Here is a 24,500-nt window from a genome sequence, read left to right as displayed (position 1 = left end):
CATCACTGCACAACGTTGTATTTCTGTCCTACTTTTTTCATGAACCGGACCATCAGCCATTCCAGAATGACGCTCATGACAATGACGAGCACCGTCCATGCAAACAAATCATCCGTTTCAATATAGATTTTGGAATTATAGATTTGCCTGCCGATCGACAGCGGAGTGACGGAAAGCACCTCGGCTGAGATGCCGGCCTTCCAGGCAAGCCCCATCCCGGTTGTACAGGCTGCGGTAAAATACGGCATAACGGAAGGCAGATAGACGCGTTTGACGGTTTTTACCAGTCCGAACCGATAGGACGCGGCCATCTGCAGAAGGTTTTTGTCGGTCTTTTTAATGCCGTTGACCATGTTTGCCCATATAATCGGCGTCACCATCAAAAAGGACGTAAACGAAGGCACATGAGTGGACGGAATCCATACAAGCGCAAGAATGATAAACGAAGCCACGGGCGTTGCCTTGATGATGCTGATGACCGGATAAAAAATATCGTACATCATACGCGAAACGGAAGTCAGGACCGCCAGCACGCTTCCGAAAGCCACGCCAAGCAAAAAGCCTTCCACTATGCGGAGCATGGACAAAAACGCAGTCAGCCAGAATTCTTTGGTCTGGGAAAGCTCAGACAGCCTTTGCAAAACACGAACAGGAGATACGATCAGTATCTCCTGTTTTACAGTAAAATAGGCCAGCTGCCATAGGCCAATCCAAAATACGGCGGCCAGAAAGGTTCTGAACCCTTTGTATTGAAAAAGATTCTTATTTTGTGTAGTAGAAGTCATCACCCGGTAATTTACCTCCAACGGACTTCTGATTGGCTGTGAACAGAACATTCAAAAAATCAGGAATTTTCGCTTTCATTTCGTCTCCGTCCATATAAACGATATTGCAGTTGGGAATCGCCTTTTTGGCGACCGCAGCAGGCATGATATCGTATTTTTCGGACAGGGCAGCCGCTTCCTCCACCTTCGTATTGGTATAATCGGTGGATTCCTTGTATTCTTTGAGGAACGCGTCAAAAGCTTCCTTATGCTGCTCTGCAAAATCCTTGCGGACAATCAGACATCCCATGGTCAGAACGCTCTTTCCGCCCGCAACCTTATTCCATTCATCCGTGATATTCAGCGCAATTTTTACGTCCTTATCCTTCGCCGTCACCTGAGTGACAAACGGTTCAGGAAGAACGGCGATCTTTGCCTTTCCGGAAACCATCAGCGCAGCAAGCTCCGCGTGTTCCGCTTTATATTCTACCTTAACATCCTTACCGACTTCAAGACCGTTTTGGCTTAAAATGTAATTTAATGCATACTCCGGTGTGGAGCCCTGGCCGGAAGAATAGATGGTTTTCCCCTTCAGGTCCTTGATGCTGGAAATGTCCTCTCCCTTTGTCAGGATGGAAAGCACACCGAGCGTGTTGACGGCGGCCATCTGGACCTTTCCCTCCGTCTTGTTATACAGCGTAGCGGCAAGGTTGGTGGGAACGGCAGCCACGTCCACTTCCCCTTTGGAAATCTTGGATACGATTTCGTCCGGAGCGCCTACAATCGTAAATTCATAGTTTTCGGCGGCGGTCTTGGCATCGTTGTCGCTCATCAGCTTTAACATGCCCAGTCCGGTCGGCCCTTTGAGGGCCGCAATCTTAATGGTCGTCTTTTCAGCAGCGGCAGAACTCGGCTGCGCGCTGGATACCGCTTCGCTGGAAGCCGGCTCACCGGAGGATGCCGCCGCAGGTCCGGCGCATCCCGCAAGAACGGACAGAGCCATACAGGCGCTTAATCCCAGTGATATTATTTTTTTCATCAGTCTCATTTTTCTCCCTCTTTATCTATCGTTAAATTATGATTCATCACCAAACTGACCGGACCGCAGCCGCTCAATCTGATTGATTGTCACCTTTCTTCCTCCGCGTGTGATGACGCCTGTATCGGATAAATCATCGAAAGCGCGGTACAGGGAAGCACGGCCAATGTTCAGCGTATTGGCAAGCTGGGTCAGCGTACACGGCAGCTCCAATACAAGGGAATATTCATTCTGGGCGGACAGCGAAAGGAGGAACGTCGCCAGGCGGCAAACAGCAGTTCCCCCGGTGAAATTGTCAATCCTGCTATTTAAGAAACAGATCCGGTCCGACAGATAGCTGATGTAATTCTCAGCAATCCTTGTATGGTTCTCGAAAAGCTCATGCAGAAGCTGCTGGGACAAAAACAAAACGCGGCTCTTCTTGACGGCAATAATCTCGGATACATACCGGCGCGAGTTGTTAAAAAGGCAGGCAACCCCAAAAATTCCTCCCGAATAAAAGGTATTCATAATCAGGTTTTCGTTTTCCGGCTTCATGGCCTTTACAACCCCGGAAAAAACGATTCCCAGGCTTTTTTTATAATTGCTTCTGGTATATATTTTCTCACCGGCTTCGTATTCCATACAGCTGCATTCGCCGTTTTGAAAAGCGGCTTCCGCTACGCCCTTTTCAATCCCATTGAACAGAAAACACTGTGCCAGCAGCAGACAGTATTTGTTTTGCTTTTTAATCGGTTTCATAAATGTTCACTTTCTGTTTCATTTGATACACTTTTTTTACTATTATAAGCATTTTACCGAAATCTGTCAATATAAAAGCAAAAAAGAGCACTGCACGGAGCAGCACTCTTTTCCTTCAGCCAAAAAGCTTTTTATTCGTGATTACAGTCCTCGCAGCCGCAATCGCATTCTTCTTCGTCAATATCGAATTCCAGCGTTTCGCCGCAATTCGGGCAGTCCATCTGGCCATCCTCAATAATATCTTCGGACAGGCAAATCGTCTCATGGCAATTCGGACAGGTTACTTCATAGTAGCAGTCCCCGTCGTCCTCATCCTCATCTTCGTCCTCATAAAAATCTTCTTCCAGAGAACCAAGATCCTCGTCGACCGCATCCAGCTGGTCAGCCATGTCGTCAAAGCTGTCCTGCATATCGGATACGGATGTCGCCATGTCGTCCAATAAATCAATTATTGCGTTAATGACCTTTACTTCCTTTTTGTTCTCATCAAGCTCAAGGCCTTCCGCAAGGCCGCGAATGTAAGCAACCTTCTCTGTGTTTGTCATAATTCTGCCTCCTTAAACATCATTTACTGAACATGCATAGTGTTGGTTATGCGCGTTCCATATATTCGCCGGTACGGGTATCTATTCTGATTCTTTCGCCTTCCTCGATAAAAAGAGGAACATTGATTTCAGCACCGGTTTCAACTGTGGCAGGTTTCAGGGCGTTGGTCGCCGTGTTGCCCTTGAAGCCCGGGTCCGTTTTGGTGATTTCCAGCTCTACAAAGTTTGGCGGCTCAACACCGAAAACATTGCCTTTGTAGGAAAGCACCTTGCAGGTCATATTCTCCAGAACGAATTTAAAGTTGTCGCCTAGAACACTCTGATTGATCGGAGTCTGCTCAAAGGTCTCCAGATCCATGAAGTAATAGAGGTCGCCGTCATTATAAAGATATTGCATATCCTTACGCTCAATATAAGCGGTAGGGTATTTATCGTTTGGATTGAAAGTTCTTTCTACCACGCTGCCGGTAATGACGTTTCTGATCTTGGTGCGGACGAAAGCCGCGCCTTTTCCCGGCTTAACATGCTGGAACTCAATAATGGAAACGACGTTTCCGTCCATTTCAAAGGTAACGCCATTCCTAAAATCGCCTGCAGATATCATCGTATTATCCTCCAATAATTTTTTCCGATTATTATCTTATAATAATTTCAGAAAATTTTCAAGACATTTTTATACGGAACTACATTAAATCCCTCAGCGCCGCCAGCGCCAGAAAATAGCTGTTTTTCCCGAACCCGGAAATCTGGCCCGCGCACACTTCGGATATCACGCTTTTATGCCGGAAATCCTCACGCGCGTAAATGTTGCTCATGTGGGTTTCCACGAAAGGAATTCTGACACAGGCGATCGCATCGCGCAGCGCATAGCTGTAATGCGTAAGAGCGCCGGCGTTGATCACCACGCCCTGATAGGTCCCGCGTGCGCTGTGGATTTTGTCAATCAGATCGCCTTCGTGATTGGACTGAAAGATATCGCAGTCGTAATCCAGCTTTTTAGCATTCTCAATAATCTGAAGATGAATACTTTCGGCAGTTTCGTCCCCGTAGACGCCCTTTTCCCGGACGCCGATCATATTGAGGTTTGGCCCAAGAAGCACAAGAACCTTTTTCCTGCTCATTCTAACACCTTCTCAACCAAAATATTTCTTTCCACGCCCCGCTGCCTTGATGATGTAGCGGATCGGTTTTTCCAAACCGCGGCGTATTTTGAAAGAAAATGAACTTTCCTTGCCCGCAGGAACGAGCAGAATCGATTTCATAAACGACAAATTGGAGCCGACTATATCCGTAAAGACCTGATCCCCAACTGCGACCACTTCGCTGCGCTTGACACCCATTTTACGGATGGCGCGGAAATAGCCCAGGGGGATCGGCTTTAACGAAAGGGACAAAAAAGGAAGATCGTATTTCGCCGCAAATGGTTCAACCCGTTTTTTAGAATTGTTTGACATAATGATAATACTGATACCGTTTTCGCGCATGTGACGCGTCCATTCCACGGTACCCTCGAAAGGAGTCGGAGAATCATGAATAGCCAAGGTGTTATCCACATCGAGAATAAGGGCCCTGGCGTGCATGGCACGAATCAGTTCCGGAGTAATATCCGTAACTTTGTCCACAGCAACAGTAGGCAGAAACAATGCCAATAACCATACCTCCATTTCGGAGAAAATAAAACCAGGCTAAAAAAGCGGGCAATCAAGCCCGCTTTTCCGAATCATTTTTGTACTGTTACTTAAACTTGCGTTTGCGGGCTGCTTCGGACTTCTTCTTACGCTTAACAGAAGGCTTTTCATAAGCTTCTCTCTTACGAACCTCAGCAATAACCCCGGCTCTTGCGCACTGTTTCTTAAACCTTCTCAGAGCACTGTCCAAGGACTCATTGTCTTTAATTCTAATTTCAGCCATTTATCTTTTCCCTCCCATCCGCCATAAGGCAGGGGTATTAGTAAGTCATATTACATAAAAATAATTATACATAACGTACCGGAATATGTCAAGCCCAATGTTGCTAACTTTGCATAAGTTACACCGAGTTGTGAATTTTGTATTGACAGGAAAAACAGAAAATGATAAGATAGTATCCGCAGTCCAAGCAGGAAATCATATAGGGGTATAGCTCAGTTGGTAGAGCAGTGGTCTCCAAAACCACGTGCCGAGGGTTCAAGTCCTTCTGCCCCTGCCAGTCAAGAGTCTCGATACGCAATTTGCGTACGGGGCTTTTTTTTTTATTTCTGTGCCCGCGTCAAGGCCTTCCCGTGGGCGCGTTTTATTGTGCCCAAAATAAATCAGCCATCATTTCCCCTGTCAAAAAGGTCGTTGACAAGCGGCAGAATATTGATCACCGGCTCTTCATAGGGATGGATGCTTTTGATCACCCGGACCGCGTTCGCGGCCAATTCCCTTCTGCACCGGATTTCCATTTTGCACTCTTCCCCCAAACAGATTTCTCCAGCCGTACCCTGATAGGGCTGAGCGCCGTCCAGCGGGCGCCAGTATCCGCTGACCTTCGACACGGAAACGCAGTGATCGTAGCTCCCGATTTTCCCTGCTCCCACACGGCTTAAAGCATCCCGGATAGGAACCACAAACTCTTCCGGCACAAAAATCTCCAGCTTTACTTCACGGAACTCCAACGGTAAGCCCCCTATTGGTTGGATTCGTTATGCATACAGTTGTCAATGGCAATCACCATGCTGGTAAAGAATGCGGCGTTCTCCGGATTTGCTACCGTCAGGCAGTAAGTATCCCCCCAGGAAAGCCATTTTTTATGAATTTCACCGAAAACCTGCCCGTTGTGATAAATGGAAAAATCCATTTCCATAAAGCCGCCCTCAATTTCAAAATCGCCGTAGCTGCTCTGCACATTCAGCCTTGGGGTGAAGAAGGAAAACTCCTTCTTGATCCTTGCACAAAACTGTTCACCGACAAAAATTTCATATTCAGGCAGAAAGGTCAGCACCTTCTGTTTAATATAATATAGCTCTCTGCCCATCAAATCATACAGATGAATTTTCGCTCCCCAGGTGAAAAGCTCTCCCTCCACCGTATAAACCGGTTCGCCAAGCTCATTACAAACGCTGTATTTATCTTTCAAAGAAAATATTTTCTGCTTAATGTACAGATCCAAAGAAATACCTCCATTATCAGGCGGCAGTGTCATTCCGCTCTTTTATATTAATCTTATCATAAACAGAAGAATATGCAAGCATGACTTTTATTTTCCGATTCAGAATGATTACATATTTGTTTGTTGTTTTCATACGGGAATCATATTAGAATAGAAATTACCAAAATATTACTTTTTTCTTTTCTTATTTAATATTTATTTAAGTTTGGAGAATCCGTATGAGCCTGATTTGTTTAAAGGATGTCCGCAAGGTTTACCATGTGGACAAAGAAAAAATTGTGGCGCTCGGCCGAATCAATATCACGATTGAGCCTCGGGAAATCTGCTGCGTGCTCGGAACCTCCGGCTCCGGAAAATCGACTCTGCTGAATATGATGGCGGGACTGGAGAAGGCAACCAAGGGCAGTATTCTCATTGACGGAAAGGACGTCACGAATTTTTCCGAAAAACAATGGGCGCTTTTCCGGCAGAAAACCATCGGTTTCGTCTTTCAGTCCTACAACCTGATGCCGACGATGACCGCGATCGAAAACGTGGCGATGCCCCTGATGTTCAAGGGCATGAGCAAAAACGAGCGGGTCAAAAGGGCGGTACATATGCTGAAAATCGTCAACCTGGGCGACCGGCTGCTGCACAAGCCGACACAGATGAGCGGCGGACAGCAGCAGCGGGTAGGAATCGCCCGCGCGTTTATCGCGCGGCCCAAAATTGTGTTTGCGGACGAACCCACGGGCAATCTGGACAGCAGGACCAGCCGTGAGGTAATGGAAATCATGGTGGCCATGGCAAAGAAATACCATGAGACTTTGATTATTGTAACGCACGACAGGGAAATCGCCAAATATGCCGACCGGGTGATTACGATCCACGACGGCAGCGTGCAAAGCGACGTAAGGAACCTGTCTGTTAACAGTGGGGTAAACGAGGAGGAATTAAGTTCATGAAAAGAACGGGGAAACAGCGTGTTTCACTTATTTTGACGGTATTGCTGATCGCGGCTTTTTGTTTTAGCGGTCTTCCCGCTTCGGCAACGACGGATGAACCGGACCCAATTGTCCAAAGCGAAAAGCTGACGGTGGCAAAGGGTAGTCCTTTTGAAGCAACTTTTGATTTTTTTCATGACAATTATGGAGATCGTAACAAAGTGGATAGAGACAAAATTGTCATTAATGTGAGCAGTTCCAATGGTGCTATTTCCTTAGGAAAAAAAACATTTTCTGCCGCTAAAGGAGAAATTGAAATTGATCCTGACGAGGACAATTCCACGTTTGATTATCGTTTAGTTATCCCAGAAAAATATATGAAACGTTCTACTGACCGTGCCGGAACACTAAAATTTTCAATAACTTACTATGATGGGGATACTAAGCTGGACACCTTTACCGTACAGAAAACCATCTTTGACCCTGACAGCACCAGCAGCGACACGGAGGATCAGGGCAAACTGGTCGTGCAGTCCTATCGGCTTGACCATACGCCGGTCAAAGAGGGCGAAAAATTCAATCTGACCTTTACGCTGAAAAACACCGGCAGCGTCGTCTGCGACAACATCATGGCCGTGCTGGACATCTCCACAGCGGAAGGAGTCAGCATCAACGGCGTCACGGATACGCAGTACATCAACACGCTGGACACCGGCGCCACCGCCACCATTTCCTATCCTATGACTTGTCTCTCAAAAATGACAACCAACAACTACGTCGTAAGCCTGATTCTTTCCGCGGATGAGCTGGACAAATCCGTTACTTCAAAAGTCTTTATTCCCGTGACCGGTACCAAGACGGACAAGGACGAAACCACCAATGAAAGCAAGCCGCTGATTATCATAGAAAATTACGATTACGGTGGAAAAGCAGTGATGGGCGGTAAAGAATTCAATCTTGCCATGCGGTTTAAAAACACCAGCGCCAACACGCAGATTGAAAACCTGAAAATCACCGTCTCTTCCGTGGCCGGGGACGACGACAAATCCGTGGCGGGCGCGTTCACCCCCGCAAAATCTTCCAATACCTTTTATATTCCCAAGGTCGGCCCAAACGCGGTCTTTGCCGAACAGATCGCCCTGATTCCCAAAGCCGACGCCACCCCGAATTCCTACGGCGTTTCCATCGCCTTCAATTATGAGGCCGTTCTGGACGGCAAGCGGGATGCCATTGAGGCAACGGAAACGATCTCTATCCCTCTGTCTCAGTCCGACCGCTTTGAAGCAAATGAAGCGGAGCTGCAGGGCCCGATTTCTCTGGGAGACTCCGGCCAGCTGAATATTAATTACGTCAATAAGGGAAAAAGCAAAATATTCAATCTTTCCGTCAAGCTGGACGGAAACTTTACAACGGGTGAATCAAACACCTATATCGGCAACGTGGACTCCGGAGTCGGCGACACCTTTCAGGCCACGCTGAACCCCACCGAAGAAGGGACCATGACCGGTACGGCGACGTTCAGTTACGAGGACGCAAACGGAGAAATCAAAAATCTGGTCAAGGAGTTTTCCTGCGAGGTAATGGCCGCAATGGGTCCGGGCGAAGGAATCGATTCCGAACCCGCCGTTCCGGCAAACGCGGGCGCTTCTTCCCCGCCGCTCTGGTGGGTTCTCGGTGGAATCGGAGGAGTAGTAGCGGGAATCATCGTATTAGTCATCATACTTAAAAAACGGAAAGCAAAGAAGCTGAAGCAGCTGGAGCAAAGCGACGATTACGACGACCTTCCCATAGAGGCCGGTCAGCCGTTCAATGAGGAAAAGCCATGAAATGGAAAGATATGCTTTCAATGGCGCTTGGCAATCTGTTCAAGCGTAAGGTCAGAACCCTTCTGACGGTGATGGGCGTTGTGATCGGAACCTGTGCTATTGTCGTCATGATGTCGTTCGGCATCGGGATCAAGCAGTCCATGGAAACCATGATGCAGAACATGGGCGACCTGACGGTTATCACGATCAACAATGAGTCCCAGACTCCGGATTCCGCGGCGCTGGATGACAAAACTCTGGAACAGGTAAAAGCCATAAAGGATGTTGTGGCTGTCACTCCCGTCTTTTACCTTGACCCTTCCGCCGTTACCATTAAAAGCCGGAAATACAGCTATCAGGGAATGATTTACGGCGTTTCGATGAGTGCGCTGAAAGAATTCGGGTATCAGGCGGAAACCGGAACGCTCCCGGCGGAAGGAGCCCCGGAAACGACCATTTTGTTTGGCAAGGACGCGGAATATGATTTTATCGACAGCCAGAAATCCAGCAACAACATGATTTTTCCGCAGGCCGATAAAAACGGCAAGATGCCCGACCCTTATGTTTCCGCCCTCACCGACAAATTTCAGGCCGAAATCAACCTGCCGGAGGACTCTACCGCGAAAACCAAGCCGATCAAGCTTCAATGCGTCGGTACTTTGGTGGAAGACTGGGGAAAGAATCCCTCCCCCAGCCATTCCGTTTTTATGGATGTCACCCTTGCGAAGCAGCTCCGTGATAAATACAACAAGCTGAACAATATCAAAAAGGACCCCAACAAAAAAGACGGATACGACAGCGCAAGCGTGAAGGTCGCTTCCGTTGAGGCTGTCCCGGACGCGGAGAAGGCAATACAGGATATGGGATTCTCCACCTACAGTATGGAAAGCGTCCGCAAACCGCTTGAGGAGCAGATGAGAACCATTCAGATGATTCTGGGCGGCCTTGGCGCGATCTCGCTTCTGGTGGCGGCTCTGGGGATTACAAACACCATGATTATGTCCATCTACGAAAGAACCCGTGAAATCGGCATCATGAAGGTACTCGGCTGTGTCGTTCGGAATATCCGCACCATGTTTCTGGTTGAAGCCGGAGCTATCGGGTTTATGGGCGGCGCCATCGGGATTGCACAGAGCTATGCGATCTCTTTTCTGATCAACACCCTGTACGCCGCACAGAACGCGGGCGGCGGAGATGCAATGGGAGCCGCGGCCGGAGGAGGCGCCGCCGCTCAGATCTCCATCATTCCGGTCTGGCTGGCACTGGGGGCACTTGTCTTCTCCACCATGGTCGGTCTGGTTTCCGGATTCCATCCCGCGAACCGGGCTGTCAAAATCAGCGCGCTGACCGCAATCAAGCAGGAATAGCGGCAACCCTCCCCGAAAATCGGGGAGGGTTTGTCAAATAAAAAATAATTATTTTTTTGTCGTTTATCTGTTGACAAGTAACGGCCTTTTCAGTATAATGATATTCGTTGTCCACGGTAAATGGCTCGGTAGTTCAGCTGGTTAGAACGCTAGCCTGTCACGCTAGAGGTCGTCGGTTCGATCCCGATCCGAGTCGCCATTTGCTGCTATGGCTCAGTTGGCAGAGCACATCCTTGGTAAGGATGAGGTCATGCGTTCGAATCGCATTAGCAGCTCCATAAAAACCCGCTAAAACTTGGTTTTAGCGGGTTTTTTGTGTTATCTGTAACTTTGTAAAGCCCTCCCCTCTGCCTAATCCCATTGAAACATAAAGCAAACTTAAATTTCAAAAAAAGCATTCATTTCCATGTGAAGGTACCGATATCATTCATAAGAGGAAAATTTATCAATAAAAAGGACAGTGATTCATTATGAGTATTTCAGCGGTTTCAGGCATCGGCAGCTACACCGCGACATCAGGTACCAGCAGCCAAAGCGAAATCAGCAAATTAAGAGCGCAGGAAAAACAATTGCAGCAGGAGCTTACCGAATTGGACACCGATTCCTCCGGACAGGATTCCAATCAGATTCAGGAGCAGAAGGCTCTGCTCCAACAGCAGATTTCCCAGATTCAGCAGCAAATTCAGCAGCTTCAAAATGAGGCAAATAAAAAGGTGCAGGAAACGCAAATGACCGATGCCGCACAGGCGGGCAACAGGATCGGAGATTCCGTCACTTCTTTAAGCGATCATCTTCTTGATATTACCGTATAAACCACGAGAGCCCTCCCGGCTATAAGATCGGGAGGGTTGAATTTTTTATTGACTTTATCCTTTACCGCATGTAATATTAAAACGATACAAATTTGTGTGATGTGTGACAATCAGCAAGGGATTTGACGAAATATGGAGGATGAAAAAATGATAAAAAATGTTCCTACGGGCCTCGCTCACGTGGCAATTCCAGCCGGAGACTTTACCACTACAGTAGAATTCTATAAAAACCTTGGTTTTGTCCCGGTTGTGATGCATGAATTTTCCTGCATTTTGGGAAACGGAAGCTGCCGTTTGGAAATTTACCGCCGCCGTGTGGATGAGAAGCCTGCCGGTGCGATTGATCATATCGCCTTAGTAAGTGAAAATATCGATGCGGCATACGAGGAAATCGTTGCAATGGGGTGTAAGATTGTCAGCAACGGAATCGAATCAAACGAAATGTTTGCTCCCAGAAGCAATCGCTTTTTTCTGTTCCTGGGGCCTAACAATGAGCGGATTGAATTCGCTCAGGTTTCAGATTAAACCCAGTCGGTTGAAGCTGCAAACAAAAACCCGTCCAAACTTACGTTTGACGGGTTTTTCTTTTATCATAAGTATTCAGTAAAAGTACGATAAGGATCAAAAATCTATGCCGTCTTTCTCATTCCCAGCTCCTGCTGCAGCACTTGACTGTACTGCGAAAGAATAGCAAGGCTGACGGAAAGCACCAGTATGGCACACGCCTGGATGGCACAGAACAGTTCCGTACCAAAATCGTATTCCTTTGCCGGTTTCTTTTCAATCAGGCCGCGCATCCTGTTGTTGATTTCCGTTACACTCACCGGAACGGCCGCATTTGCTACATAATCCATCCCGCGAAAAGCGGAGTAATTTTCCCTCATAAACTGCAGCAATTCGTTCTCATACCGGACATGCTGCCTGATGCTGCCGCTGAATTGAGAACTGTGTGCGCAGCAGAAGAAATCCGCGTAGTAGTGACACAAAATGCCAAGCTTTTTGGACGCCTTCGCACTGATGATCTGGTAATCGTTCCTGCAAAGCTTTTCCGTCTTTCTGCGCACCATTTTATTGCAGTATCTCATTTTGTGAGGACGCAGAAAAGAGATTCCATGGTCGGGACACGTATTACCCGTCAGAAAACGCGATTTATTTAAAACAATGCCGTATTTCTCGTTCAGGTACTCATACACAATGGTTCCAATTAAAATATGATTCATGCTGTTCAAATCCATTGTCCTCCCCGCCGTCTGTTGTATAAACCTTACTCAATATAACATACCTATTTTTATTTTTAATATTTTAAACGTATAACCATAACTTTACTATTGCCGGGCACGTAGAATCAAAAATACCAGGCAAAACCCTTTCTCATCAAACGGATTGTTTTTTATTATATCACCATAAAAAGACAATTACAATGGAGAAAGCGCTGCAGAAAGTTTAAAAGACGAAAGTATTTTATAAGAGCTGAATTCGGCCTAGAACTCACATTTGTGATACCGTCAAGGCGGCATAGAGACATTATATCCAAATAGGCAAAAGAGGCCGCCAAAGAACTTGAAAAGCACCCCAGCGGTATCATACCGGTATCCAAGATAACAAAGCAACCCCGGAAGACCAGCAATAATGCGGCTTCCGGGGATTTTTAAAACTATTCCCACTCTGTTCCGAGTTTGTTTCCAGCATTATTTTCAATGCTTTTTGGTGCTATTATTCGCAAAACTTCTACTCAATTTCAGAGGTATTTTGATTTGCAGAGGGTTGGTGTACTTTTCGTGTACTTCAGTTTCACATATTTCACAGGTATCACAACCACTGCAAGTCACTATCTTTGATTAACATTATACCGCACTTTGCTTGCTGCTGCAATACATCAACCAGAGAGTCGTATGATTGCAACATTACGGAAATTAAATATGCTACCACACCAAGGCATGGGCTTTTATAAATGAGGGCCCATGCCTTAATCTATTAAAGTATATTGGCACGGCGGCTGCAAACCACATTTTGAGCACAAATGTTGAACTTGCTATTGTTATAAGTATATCAAGAATTTCTCGGTATAAAACATAACGGGAAATGAGAAATATCGCTTCACTTTTACTTGCATAGTTACTCAAAGATCCTTCAAAAGTATTTAAATCTCCTTTTTCAATTGATCCAGTTTGCTCCTATCATAGAATAACATATAAATCAATTGTCGGATGACCTCGTCTAACAGGCAGCAGATATGCTGTACAGCCCAGTTTTTTCTGCTGTACTCTGAATAATCAAAATTAAACTGACCATCCATGAACGCTACTGCATAATCTTCAACACATTTTTCAAAAGAAACAAAATCTCCATGTGCAATTTTATTCCGCAGTTTGCGTAGAAGGCACGCACACTCTTTTCGTTCATCATCTGAAGCAAATTGATGACGGAGAAAAAAGAGTAGCTTGATATCCAATTCAGATTCGCGTTCTTTTTCAAGAAACAGTTGACACAATGAATATGACTTCATCAAATGATATTCATTGTATTCGTTATCCTTATGAATCGAACTGACCAGGTAGTCAAACAAAAGGTAGTCATTCTTGTTTTGCAAAAATGTATCAAATAAATTGCCCCATTCTTGCAAAGAACGAATATATTCGGATGCGGGCTCTCCACCCCAGAAAATACGATAATGGTCAATCTCATCATGGTTTGATGAGTATGTCCACTGTGGGACGGGTTTAGGAAAAGTGATTATCCTATCATCATAGTGATAAGATAAAAAGTTGATGAGATCTATGATTTTCTCTGCGTAGTCCTCTTCACATAGACGACCTTCAAAACAATTTGTATCCCATCCACCAAGAGGCATATCGTCATAGCTGTAGTTGAAATCAAGGTGGATCATATTGCTTGCAAGTTCATCATAGTGTTTCTTCTCAAACACCATCGGAAAGTTTTTTTCCGGAAACACATTTTTATATAATTTATAAATGCCGCATGGATAGTTAGTTCCCAATTTCTCTTGGTAAATCCGATCCGTATTTTGGACGAGACATAATTCATTTGACAGCTCATCTTGCCACTCGTTTTGTTCTTCGTTTGGGAGGTTCGATAAATATAGTCCAAGTTTCTCTGATATACATATTTTAGGAATTTGACCATAGAAATTCAAAACGACCATTTTACCGCCTCCATTTTACAACTTATTATGCGAAAGAATATGCAGTTCAAATTCTCCTACAGCAACAGAATTCAGAATTGCAAATAAAAACGAACTACACCTAATTGCTATACTCTACCACGATCTAGTTGGCTAGAATTTGTTCCAACATCTGACGAATTTTTTGCTCCTCCCGACTTCCGTTCGTGGACAGGCGGAGTAGCGGGAGTCCGTACGCTTTAAAAATGTGTTCTTTCATTAAATCTCGTTCTTGTTGCCGAGGATTATTTTCGTGAGATGCAAATCCGTCCACTTCGATGACAAAAACCGGCATTCGAGTAGCATCATTGTACACGACAAAATCAACAGAAGCCCTGTGGTTGATATACTCTAGTTCCTTCTCAGTCAGTAATTGTGAATCATGAAACAAATTTTTCAGCAAAACCTGAAATGCAAAAGAATAGTCCTTATAATTCGACTCTTTTAAGATATCGGACAGTAGCTGAAACATAATATTTTCAGACTGATACCGTGAAATTGCAGGAAGCCGTTTTCCAAATTCGAGCAAGGTATGAGAGTATTCTCGATAAAGCAAGTCGAATATAGATACAACCTTTGACTCTACAATAGCGGCATACAGCAACTGATATTCTATATACCCAATGAGTGCTTTCAGTTCTTTGGCCGATCGTTCAAAATGGGTTTTGTCCGTAACCAAAACAAACTGTCGCTGTGCGCGAGAAACAGCAACATTGATCTTGTGCGGATCGTCCACAAATCGAAGGCCAATATGACCATACCGTGTATTACTCAACACGGTTGATAAAATCATAATTTCTTTTTGCCGGCCCTGGTACTTATGTATTGTGTCACACTCCAGCTCCTTTGAGAACAAGGAATCCGCCTTTTGTGCCTGCTTCACATAGGGGGTAGTAAAACCAATTTTCGAAGTGTCTAACCGATCTGGATCCGTTAGTATCTCTTCCATGATTGTATCTAGCTCACGCTGATTGAAGTTTCCCTTTCCGTCACCTCTGGTTACCGTTCTCATGTGATTTCCGGGAGCCGTTTGACATAGGACAAGCGGGGTCTGTTCTGTGCCTTTTTTCAGAACAATAAGTTCTCCGCCATAATAGCGTTGATTGCAAAATTGAATAATTGCCGGTTCACAGCGATAATGCTCACGCAGCAATTTCCGCGAAGCCTTTTCGCCAAGCGCCTCTATCACTGAAGATAACAGGCTGTGGCAAAAGTAGTCATAAGACGGGTTGGGGCATTGAGTGATAAGCTTGTCCTTTATCTTTTCATCCACAATTTGCGGAAGCTGCTTGGTATCTCCGACAATCACCACATGCTTACAGCAGGATAACGCAAGGACACCGCTTAAAATATCTACCTGCGAAGATTCGTCAATGATTAAATAATCAAATAGGAACCCTTTTGGGATGCTGTTGATAATTGAAAAAGTCGTGCTGAGGACTACCGGATAGTGAGTCAGGAAACGATCAAATTCTTTTTTAAACGACTCTTTAGTAAATGTCATATCTTCTACCTTGGCATATCGCTTTGCAAGGTTGTCATTTAATATTTCTCGAGAAGCTTCCTGATATGCCTTTCGCCGCCCGTCAAAATTTGAGCGTAATAATTGCGATTTGAGTTCTTCAATTTGCCTGCTGATTTCTGATATTTTAGCCACATAATAATAGTTCTGTACTTCCAAAACCAATTCAATTTCATTCTTGCTTAATAGAGAAAACTCTTTAAAGCGATATTTTATAAAAAGTTTTAGTCTATAAAACAACGATGTTTTCTTATTTTGAAGAACATTCAACTGAGTTTCCGCCAAAAACTGCACAATTTTTTCTGCTGGTAGTTTTGAAATGCTTAATGACTCCATCTCATTATAATCTTGAGATTGGCGATAACGGCTGAAATACTCGTACTCCAATTGATAATTTGCAAGCTGCTGCTCCAGTTGAGCCTTTTTCCGTTCCATCAGAAACAATTTGCTCAATTCGCTTATTTCATCTTGAGGTAAATTGACATCTTGGCCTGCTAATATCTCTAAATCTGGATGAGGAGGATTTGCAAAAAACGCTTCTTGCTTATCTTTCCTCCCCAGATCCGCAAGCAAAAAGTGGTAGCCCTCCTGGCTCAGTTTCTCTTGTACATTCCGTACCGCTTCATTCGTACCGGAAACCATGGCGACATTTAGATTTCTCTGTCCCACAAGATTTGAAATGAGATTAATAATGGTCTGTGTTTTTCCGGTTCCCGGAGGTCCCTCGATGATAGAAAAGGAGTTGCAAAGAGCTTGAATAATTGCATCCTGCTGGCTTTGATTAAAGTCAAATGGAAAAATCAAAGGGGTATCATCTAATTCCATTTGCTTATATGTACCGTTCATATACTGAGCCAAAGAACTCTCGGGGTGAACGCAAGAAATTGATGTAAATGCCCTGGCTACAAAAGTTGCTCCTTTTTCTCCATCTGTTTCTCCGATCTTTACATGCTGCGCAATATCACACCAGTACTCCCAAAGTTCCCGATGCTTTTTTTGCAAATCGTCTTCTACTACAATCGATTCGCGAGGATATATTTTGGATTTTCCCGTATTAAAAATTACACGATACAGCTTTCCAAAATCCAAAAGATGTATAACATCCAAAAGCAGGATCGCATCATGGAGTATAATTTTATTACTTATATCCACTTCTTTATATAAATCTGCAATATATGTATTTTCATATCTTGGTGTATATTTCTTTCCGTTAGAAAGCGTAATTTTAACATAAGGATGCTGGGGTTCTATGCTAGTGACCTTATCAGTGTAATCTTTTCCCCTCATCATAACTAGCTTAGAAAAGATATCCATAAATCCAGCACTCCTATACCAATTTATCTAACCACCACTCCAAGGGCATATTTGATTCCTAAATTGAGGAGAGCTTCCCGTCGAATTGTTTCCTCTCCTCCGCTTACAAAAAAATTTCACATAATGTCATAGGTCACCGGGCTATGACAAAGAGCCAGAATGCGTAACCTAATTCACCTGCATAGCGAGACTGTCTAGTGGTACCTTTATAAGTTTTTATAAGTTAAAGTATAGCTGTTTTTCCAAATAAGAGCAACCGCTGTTTCGGCTTATTATACCAATATCATTGGCTCGCGATTAAGCTGTAGGATTGTTTATGACAGATACCATAAGCAAGCCTACAGCTTCATAGTTGCATACATGATGGAAATAAAATCTAAATACAAAAATATCCACTTACAGAGTCTCCACTCTTTATATAATTCGAGCGTAGAATCAACCAAAGCGAGTCGCATTTCGAATGCGACTCGTTATGACCACTTCGATACCTCTCCGTGCATTTATTTCGGGTATCGGCTCTCAGAACACCTTCGGAAAAAAGGAGAGAACTGACGGAGAGAGCTAAGGAATATTTACTCGCCTACGATAGCCGAAAAGCCGCATAAAATTAACGCTCATCGGCTGAGAGCGTCCAAAACGGTCGTTCATTTTCGCGTGCGGCTCGTTTTGAACACACAGATTCGAACTTTTTCTATATTTCAACCCCTACCGCCGTATTTTATGGCGGTATTTATATTAATAAAAAAGGAGGCTAGATGTATGATTTCAGGACATTTAAGTGCAAAGGCAGGCAAATGGTATATGGTACTGGAGCTACGCACACCAGAGGGAAAGCGCATACCAAAATGGATTGGCACAGGTCTACCAATAAAGGGAAATAAACATAGGGCAGGGGAGATGCTATATCAAAAGCGTTTGGAGTATAGTGCCGCAAGGGGTACGTCCGGTAATATGCTATTTTCTGAATATCTCGAACAGTGGATTAAAGGTCGCCAATGCGAACTCGCAAAGGCGACCTTTGACAGCTATAAGGCAATTTTAGAACGGCAAGTCATCCAATTCTATGCACCAAAAGGAATTGCTTTATCTGCGTTAAGGCCTGCTGATATTATTGCATATCACCAGGAGCTTCGAAAGAGAGGCGTCTCAGAAAACACCGTTCTGCGTCATCACGCTGTCATCCATAAGGCACTAGAAGATGCATGCTACCACGAACTAATTACCACAAACCCTGCCACACGGGTGAGACGACCGAGAAAGGAGATGTATGTCACTAAGCCCTATACCGCACAAGAATGCCGTCAGCTTTTGGATTCCATTCAGGGAGAAAAGCTGGAGCCGATACTGACGATGGCAGTTTACACAGGAATGCGGCGTGGCGAACTACTAGGACTGCGCTGGGGAGCAATTGATTTTTTGGAAAATATCATTAATGTCCAGCACGAGGTGGTTCGAGGCAATGTAAACGGGCGGACGGCCTTAGTTGCTCAGGATAAGCTAAAGCGTACAGCCAGCCTACGCGCACTTCCAATGGTTGAGCCGCTACGCAATATGTTACTGGCGGAGCGGCAACGCCGCTACGGAGAAAAGTCGGTTGAGGTGTATGATTATATCTTTGTAGATAAAAAGGGACGACCGCTAAAACCGAATTACGTTACAGCGGCATTTCCAAAGCTTTTAGCAAAGCATGGGTTGCGGCTAATTCGCTTACATGACCTTCGTCACAGCTGTGCAAATTTACTCATTACCGCACGCACACCGCTTATTGAAGTCCAACAGTGGCTTGGACATAGCAGTATTCTGACGACAGCCGATCTGTATTCCCATCTAACCTTTCAAGAGAAGCTCAACAGCGCTGATACTATAAAAAATTTTAATAAAGAAAGAAGGCGCAATATGAAAAAGAACGAGAGAATGACCGTATCTGAATGGATTGTGGAGCTTGATTCCGAAAGCCTTAATAATGTTCAAGCATTTTTGGATACCGGTGCATTACAAAGCCTTATAGAATCGGATTCGGGGTGCTATGATGCCATCATACAATCCGATAATGAGGAGCCGTTATTTGTTGAGGTGAATCTTGATGTAAATAGCTGTGTTGAAGATTTGCACTGTACCTGCAATATCGGATTTTGCATACATCTTGCCACGGTATTGCATGAGATCAATGCCGGCCGTGCAAACTTTCTTTGTGAAAACGAGAATTGAAGTATCGCTGCAGATATGAAAAAGTCATCAGTCTATGTTAGCTTGAAGAGTGTTGTTCAATACTTTGCTGAGTGTCACCTCAATAATTTGAGTTGTAACATAAACAGTGTTACAGAAATAAAAATCATGTTACAGTGAATACGAGAAAATATTTCCCCTTCCTTTAAAAGCACCATCTAGCTATGTATTGAATGGCTTGATGGTGTTTTTGTATAGCCTTATTTTTCAATGGAAAGGAGCACATTGATGAAACCAACCTACCCTTCTCATGATAAAAAATTCCTAGTTGCAAATGACGTCGCTGTTATTTTAAATGTTTCACGGAGTACCGCCTACAGAATAATACGCAGGCTTAATGAGGACTTGAAAAAGTCTGGAAAAATTACAATTGCGGGTAAAGTATCCGCTAAATACTTTTATGAAAATGTGTACTTATAACGGTTAGTCTTGTGCTTTTGATAAATGCAATGCTACAATGTATTTATGGTAGCAGAAGGAGGTGCAAATGCCTACCTACAAAGACCAAAAAACCGGATTGTGGTATTGCAAATTTGTTTTTACTGATTGGACGGGCAAAAAGACACAGAAAAAGAAGATGGGCTTTAAGCTGCAAAAAGAGGCGAAGGCTTACGAAACAGAGTTTTTAAGTAAGGTGCACGCTTCTTGCGACATGTTGTTTTCTTCTCTTGTTGAACTATATATGGAAGATTGCAAGCCGCGCTTAAAACCAACAACTTATTCAAACAAAGAGTTCCTAATCGGTGCCCATTTACTTCCCTATTTTGGGAACACGCCAATCAACAAGATATCCGCAACTACAATTCGGAAATGGCAAACGACACTTATTTCGCATCCCACCGGCTACAGTGAAACATATCTCAAAACTGTGCATAACCAAGTCTCTGCAATCTTTAACTTCGCCTGTAAATACTACAGGCTCCCAGAAAATCCTGCCCGGATCTGCGGTGCTATGGGAAAGAAAAATGCGGACTGCATGCTGTTTTGGACGGTGGATGAGTTTAAGCGGTTCATTGCAGTTGTTAGCAACAAGATTGTTTCCACTACGATTTTCAATCTGCTTTTCTGGTCTGGAATGCGTTCCGGAGAAATGCTTGCGCTGACCTTAAACGACTTCGACTTTGATGCGAACACAGTGTCAATCAACAAAAACTATGCACGGCTCGACAACGAGGATTTGATCCTCGAGCCGAAAACACCAAAAAGCAAACGGAAAGTTACCTTGTCGCCCTTTGTCTGCGACCTCATTAAGTCTTATGTTGAAAAACTTGTAGACTACGAACCAAACGAACGGTTATTCACCGTGACAAAGCACTATCTCAAACATGAGATGGACAGAGGCTGTAAGAAAAGCGGTGTCAAGGTTATTAGAATTCATGACCTTCGCCATAGCCACGCAAGCCTGCTGATTGAGATGGGGTTCTCCCCATTGTTGATTAGTGAACGGCTGGGTCATGAAGATATAAAAACCACTTTGCAGACCTATTCGCATCTTTACCCAAACAAACAGGGCGAGGTGGCTGAAAGGCTTCAAAGTTTCTTTTAGCCTCATTTCGTGTACCTTTTGTGTACTCAGAGGTGAAAAAGAAAGCCGCAAACCTCGATAAATACAGGGTTTGCGGCAATGGTTACATTATTCCCACTCGATCGTGGCGGGGGGCTTGCTGGTAATGTCGTAAACAATGCGGTTGACGTGTTTGACCTCGTTCACGATACGGTTGGAAATTTTGTCAAGCAGGTCGTAAGGGATTCTGGCCCAGTCCGCGGTCATAAAGTCGGAGGTCGTTACGCCACGCAGCGCGATGGTATAATCGTACGTTCTGCCGTCGCCCATAACTCCGACGCTCTTAATACCGGTCAATACGGCGAAGTATTGATTGATGCTCCTGTCAAGGCCCGCATCGGCAATTTCCTCTCGGAAGATTGCGTCCGCATCCTTCAGGATATCCAGCTTCTCGGAAGTGATCTCGCCCATAATGCGGATGGCGAGCCCCGGCCCCGGGAACGGCTGTCTCCAGACCAATGGGCCCGGAATACCGAGTTCCAGACCGACTTTGCGGACCTCATCCTTAAACAAATTTCTGAGAGGTTCAATCAGGCCTTTAAAATCAACGTCATCCGGCAGTCCGCCGACATTGTGGTGGCTCTTGATGACCGCCGCGTCCCCTGCCCCGCTTTCCACAACGTCGGGATAAATCGTGCCCTGGCACAGATAGTCCACATGGCCGATCTTTCTGGACTCTTCTTCGAAAACGCGGATAAACTCTTCCCCTATGATTTTCCGCTTGCGCTCAGGTTCAGAAATACCGTTCAGCTTTGACAAAAAGCGTTCCTGTGCGTTTACACGGATCAGATTCATATCGAACTGCTTACGAAAAACATTTTCTACGTCATCGCCTTCGTTCTTACGCAGAAAACCGTGATCCACAAAAATACAGGTGAGATTTTTACCCACCGCTTTATGAACCAGCAGAGCCGCAACAGAGGAATCCACCCCGCCGGAAAGTGCGCAGATCACCCTTTTATCGCCCACGGTCTCTTTAATCTGCTGAATGGTCGCCGCCGCGAAAGAAGACATTTTCCAGTCTCCGGCACAGCCGCAGATCTTATAAAGGAAGTTTCTCAGGATCTCATTGCCATGTACGGTGTGCTCCACCTCGGGGTGAAACTGCAGGGCATACAGACGTTTCTCCTCGTTTTCCATGGCCGCGGTCGGACAGTTCCCGCTTGTGGCAGTCACCCGGAACCCGTCGGGAACCTGCGCAATATAAATGGTGTGACTCATCCAGCAGACCGACTGTTTTTCCAGATCGGATAACAGCGCGCTGGCGGTATCGAAATCCACCGTTGTTTTTCCGTATTCGCGCACCTTGCTGCTTTCCACCCTGCCGCCGAGCAGATAGGCCATCAGCTGCGCGCCATAGCAGATTCCAAGCACGGGAATCCCCAGTTCAAATATTCCGGGGTCACATTTAGGGGCATTCTCATCATATACCGTGTCAGGCCCGCCGCTGAAAATAATTCCCTTGTATCCTGCCGTCCCGATCTGTTCAGCACTGGTCTTATAGGATTTAATCTCACAGTATACGTTTAAATCCCGGACCCGGCGAGCAATCAGCTGGCTGTATTGCCCGCCAAAGTCGAGTATTAAAATTGCTTCGTTCTGCATCATATGTTCGTGCACTTCCATTCTTTGAACTGTCGCCGGATTTCACAAAAGCAACAGAGTAATCTTTTATTCAACAGTTACCGATTTTGCAAGATTCCGGGGTTTATCAATGTCGCAGCCCTTCATCGACGCAACATAATACGCGAAAAGCTGAAGAGGAACGACCGCCAGAGACGGCAGCATCATCTCACACATCTCGGGAATGTACAATGTATGGTCGGCTTCCTGCTCGATCTTTTTATTGTTTTCAGTAGTCAGGCCAAGCACTACGGCACCGCGCGCCTTGACCTCTTTCACATTGCTCATCATTTTATCGAAAAGTATCTTCTGGGTAGCCAGAGCCACCACCAGCGTACCGTCTTCCACAAGGGAAATGGTGCCGTGCTTCAATTCGCCGGCCGCGTATGCGTCGGAGTGGATGTAAGAAATCTCCTTCAGCTTGAGAGAGCCTTCCAGAGACATCGCATAGTCCAGATTCCTGCCGATGAAAAAGACGTCCCTAACATTAAAGAACTGCGACGCAAGGAATTGGATATGTTCTTTGTTGTTGAGAATCTCGGCAATTTTATCGGGAAGCTCCTGAAGCTGGGAAACGTAATAAGCGTAATCCTCTTTGGAGAGATTTCCGAGCTTATCGGCAAAATAAACCGCCAGCAGATAAATGACCGCAAGCTGGGTGCTGTAAGCCTTTGTCGTTGCCACGGCGATTTCAGGACCGGCCCATGTGTACAGCACGTCGTCGGAATCATTGGCAATGGAACTGCCAACCACATTGACGATGGAAAGCGTTCTTGCGCCGAGCTTTTTTGCCTCGCGCAACGCCGCCAGCGTATCCGCCGTTTCGCCGGACTGGCTGATGACAAGCACCAGGACCTTATCGTCGATAATGGGATGGCGGTACCGGAATTCGGACGCAACATCGACTTCCACAGGGATGCGCGCAAATCTTTCCAGAATATATTTTGCAATCATTCCAACATGGTAAGCGGAGCCGCAGGCCAGAATAAAGATCTTTGAAAAGCTCTTCATCTGTTCCTCCGTCAGGGTGATATTGTCCAGAACAATTTTCCCATCCTGAATCCTGGGGGAAATCGTGTCTCTCACCGCTTTGGGCTGCTCCATAATTTCCTTGGCCATAAAATGCTGATAACCGCCCTTTTCGGCAGCGGAAATATCCCAGTCGATATGGCAGGGCTCTTTCGGAACAATTTCCTTATCCGTATTATAAATCATTACGGATTCTTTCTGAAGCACGGCGATTTCGTTATCGTTCAGGCGATAAATATCCCTTGTTTTGCTTAAGATAGCGGGGATATCGGAGGCAATAAAGTTCTCGCCCCTGCCAAGGCCGACAATCAGCGGGCTGTCTTTTCTGACGGCGACAATCTGGTCGGGGTTATCCTCACAGATGATGCCGAGAGCATAAGAGCCCTCCACCTTATTGATGACACGGATGACAGCGTCCAGAATATCTCCTTTGTAGTAGTATTCCAGAAGCTGCGCGACCACCTCCGTATCCGTTTCCGATACGAAATTGATCCCCTTTTTAATGAGCAAATCCTTCAACGAGAGATAGTTTTCAATAATTCCATTGTGCACAACGGCAAATTTTCCGGAGTCACTGACCTGAGGATGGGAATTAATATCCGACGGTTTGCCATGTGTCGCCCACCTTGTATGGCCGATTCCCACAGTGCCGAGGACGTCTTTTCCCCCGTTGATCATGTCGCTTAATACCTTCAGTCTTCCCTTTGCTTTCATAACATGGAGGGAAGTTCCGTCGTAAACGGCGATTCCGGCTGAATCATAGCCCCGGTATTCCAGTTTTTCCAGTCCGCTCAGCAAGAAAGGAGCAGCTTGATCGTCTCCGATGTAGCCAACGATTCCACACATAGTATCACACTTTCTCCGGTAGAATTGAATCTGAAAATAACGAGTGCCAACACTGCCACCGGAAAT

At 45.3% G+C, this 24,500-nt stretch carries 22 protein-coding genes and 3 tRNA genes; 10 read left to right on the top strand and 15 right to left on the bottom strand.

Annotation, left to right across the window (positions count from 1 at the left end; all coding sequences use genetic code 11):
• Positions 1-2: 2 nt before the first annotated feature.
• From ACRQU7_RS09385 to rpsU, 8 genes are all read right to left on the bottom strand, one after another.
• Positions 3-785, bottom strand: a complete 783-nt coding sequence (locus ACRQU7_RS09385) for an ABC transporter permease (protein ID WP_444645436.1) — start codon at positions 783-785, stop codon at positions 3-5.
• Positions 763-1,803: an ABC transporter substrate-binding protein gene (locus ACRQU7_RS09380; RefSeq protein WP_444645567.1), complete on the bottom strand. Its 1,041-nt coding sequence runs from the start codon at positions 1,801-1,803 to the stop codon at positions 763-765. Before ACRQU7_RS09380 ends, ACRQU7_RS09385 begins: the two co-directional genes overlap by 23 nt.
• A gap of 36 nt (positions 1,804-1,839) precedes the next feature.
• Positions 1,840-2,544 (bottom strand): Crp/Fnr family transcriptional regulator, encoded by a 705-nt coding sequence (locus ACRQU7_RS09375; RefSeq protein ID WP_444645434.1) that lies wholly within the window; start codon positions 2,542-2,544, stop codon positions 1,840-1,842.
• Between the two features lie 131 nt (positions 2,545-2,675).
• Positions 2,676-3,089 carry a CD1247 N-terminal domain-containing protein gene (locus tag ACRQU7_RS09370; protein ID WP_141825170.1) on the bottom strand — a complete coding sequence of 138 codons (414 nt, stop codon included), beginning with the start codon at positions 3,087-3,089 and terminating at the stop codon, positions 2,676-2,678.
• Positions 3,090-3,135: 46 nt separating this feature from the next.
• A complete protein-coding gene (gene efp, locus ACRQU7_RS09365) occupies positions 3,136-3,693 on the bottom strand; it encodes an elongation factor P (RefSeq protein WP_038324043.1) in 558 nt (185 codons plus the stop codon).
• 79 nt (positions 3,694-3,772) lie between these two features.
• On the bottom strand, positions 3,773-4,210 hold the full coding sequence (aroQ, locus tag ACRQU7_RS09360) for a type II 3-dehydroquinate dehydratase (protein ID WP_141825169.1): 438 nt from the start codon (positions 4,208-4,210) through the stop codon (positions 3,773-3,775).
• A gap of 12 nt (positions 4,211-4,222) precedes the next feature.
• Complete coding sequence (locus tag ACRQU7_RS09355) at positions 4,223-4,738, bottom strand: YqeG family HAD IIIA-type phosphatase (RefSeq protein WP_444645431.1); 516 nt, start codon at positions 4,736-4,738, stop codon at positions 4,223-4,225.
• An 85-nt stretch (positions 4,739-4,823) separates the two neighbouring features.
• Positions 4,824-5,000, bottom strand: coding sequence for a 30S ribosomal protein S21 (gene rpsU, locus ACRQU7_RS09350; protein ID WP_009060718.1), 177 nt, complete (start codon positions 4,998-5,000; stop codon positions 4,824-4,826).
• Between the two features lie 201 nt (positions 5,001-5,201).
• Here rpsU and ACRQU7_RS09345 point away from each other — a divergent pair.
• Positions 5,202-5,277, top strand: a tRNA-Trp gene (locus ACRQU7_RS09345).
• A 103-nt stretch (positions 5,278-5,380) separates the two neighbouring features.
• Here the strand turns inward: ACRQU7_RS09345 and cutA are convergent.
• Positions 5,381-5,728 carry a divalent cation tolerance protein CutA gene (gene cutA / locus ACRQU7_RS09340; protein ID WP_444645428.1) on the bottom strand — a complete coding sequence of 116 codons (348 nt, stop codon included), beginning with the start codon at positions 5,726-5,728 and terminating at the stop codon, positions 5,381-5,383.
• An 11-nt stretch (positions 5,729-5,739) separates the two neighbouring features.
• Positions 5,740-6,222: an LURP-one-related/scramblase family protein gene (locus tag ACRQU7_RS09335; RefSeq protein WP_185741068.1), complete on the bottom strand. Its 483-nt coding sequence runs from the start codon at positions 6,220-6,222 to the stop codon at positions 5,740-5,742.
• A gap of 218 nt (positions 6,223-6,440) precedes the next feature.
• Here ACRQU7_RS09335 and ACRQU7_RS09330 point away from each other — a divergent pair, with 218 nt between their 5' ends.
• From ACRQU7_RS09330 to ACRQU7_RS09300, 7 genes are all read left to right on the top strand, one after another.
• Positions 6,441-7,166: an ABC transporter ATP-binding protein gene (locus tag ACRQU7_RS09330; protein WP_444645426.1), complete on the top strand. Its 726-nt coding sequence runs from the start codon at positions 6,441-6,443 to the stop codon at positions 7,164-7,166.
• Positions 7,167-7,522: 356 nt separating this feature from the next.
• Entirely contained in the window at positions 7,523-8,971 is a 1,449-nt protein-coding gene (locus ACRQU7_RS09325) for a cell adhesion protein (RefSeq protein ID WP_444645424.1), read from the top strand.
• Entirely contained in the window at positions 8,968-10,317 is a 1,350-nt protein-coding gene (locus ACRQU7_RS09320; protein ID WP_444645422.1) for an ABC transporter permease, read from the top strand. Before ACRQU7_RS09325 ends, ACRQU7_RS09320 begins: the two co-directional genes overlap by 4 nt.
• A gap of 122 nt (positions 10,318-10,439) precedes the next feature.
• Positions 10,440-10,516: transfer RNA gene (locus ACRQU7_RS09315), tRNA-Asp, on the top strand.
• A gap of 3 nt (positions 10,517-10,519) precedes the next feature.
• A tRNA-Thr gene (locus tag ACRQU7_RS09310) sits at positions 10,520-10,595 on the top strand.
• A gap of 192 nt (positions 10,596-10,787) precedes the next feature.
• Positions 10,788-11,129 carry a FlxA-like family protein gene (locus ACRQU7_RS09305; protein WP_141825162.1) on the top strand — a complete coding sequence of 114 codons (342 nt, stop codon included), beginning with the start codon at positions 10,788-10,790 and terminating at the stop codon, positions 11,127-11,129.
• Positions 11,130-11,276: 147 nt separating this feature from the next.
• Positions 11,277-11,654: a VOC family protein gene (locus ACRQU7_RS09300; protein WP_185741067.1), complete on the top strand. Its 378-nt coding sequence runs from the start codon at positions 11,277-11,279 to the stop codon at positions 11,652-11,654.
• 104 nt (positions 11,655-11,758) lie between these two features.
• Here the strand turns inward: ACRQU7_RS09300 and ACRQU7_RS09295 are convergent, their stop codons facing one another.
• The 3 genes from ACRQU7_RS09295 to ACRQU7_RS09285 form a co-directional block, all read right to left on the bottom strand.
• Positions 11,759-12,364, bottom strand: a complete 606-nt coding sequence (locus ACRQU7_RS09295; RefSeq protein ID WP_243122443.1) for a zinc dependent phospholipase C family protein — start codon at positions 12,362-12,364, stop codon at positions 11,759-11,761.
• A 905-nt stretch (positions 12,365-13,269) separates the two neighbouring features.
• Positions 13,270-14,292, bottom strand: a complete 1,023-nt coding sequence (locus ACRQU7_RS09290) for a hypothetical protein (RefSeq protein WP_444645419.1) — start codon at positions 14,290-14,292, stop codon at positions 13,270-13,272.
• Between the two features lie 124 nt (positions 14,293-14,416).
• A complete protein-coding gene (locus ACRQU7_RS09285; RefSeq protein WP_444645417.1) occupies positions 14,417-17,146 on the bottom strand; it encodes an AAA domain-containing protein in 2,730 nt (909 codons plus the stop codon).
• A 759-nt stretch (positions 17,147-17,905) separates the two neighbouring features.
• Here ACRQU7_RS09285 and ACRQU7_RS09280 point away from each other — a divergent pair.
• Positions 17,906-19,354 (top strand): tyrosine-type recombinase/integrase, encoded by a 1,449-nt coding sequence (locus ACRQU7_RS09280; protein WP_444645415.1) that lies wholly within the window; start codon positions 17,906-17,908, stop codon positions 19,352-19,354.
• Positions 19,355-19,859: 505 nt separating this feature from the next.
• On the top strand, positions 19,860-20,918 hold the full coding sequence (locus ACRQU7_RS09275) for a site-specific integrase (protein WP_444645413.1): 1,059 nt from the start codon (positions 19,860-19,862) through the stop codon (positions 20,916-20,918).
• Positions 20,919-21,005: 87 nt separating this feature from the next.
• On the opposite strand, the gene guaA is transcribed toward ACRQU7_RS09275, so the two are convergent.
• Both guaA and glmS read right to left on the bottom strand, forming a co-directional pair.
• Positions 21,006-22,541 (bottom strand): glutamine-hydrolyzing GMP synthase, encoded by a 1,536-nt coding sequence (gene guaA, locus ACRQU7_RS09270; RefSeq protein WP_444645565.1) that lies wholly within the window; start codon positions 22,539-22,541, stop codon positions 21,006-21,008.
• Positions 22,542-22,607: 66 nt separating this feature from the next.
• Complete coding sequence (gene glmS, locus ACRQU7_RS09265) at positions 22,608-24,434, bottom strand: glutamine--fructose-6-phosphate transaminase (isomerizing) (RefSeq protein WP_444645411.1); 1,827 nt, start codon at positions 24,432-24,434, stop codon at positions 22,608-22,610.
• Between the last annotated feature and the right edge of the window lie 66 nt (positions 24,435-24,500).

Origin of the sequence: Caproiciproducens puteiluti (assembly GCF_052442865.1) — a bacterium.
Taxonomy (GTDB): Bacteria; Bacillota; Clostridia; order Oscillospirales; family Acutalibacteraceae; genus Caproiciproducens.
The sequence above is the reverse complement of the archived record's forward strand: the minus strand, read 5'-3'. Positions and strand labels throughout refer to the sequence as shown.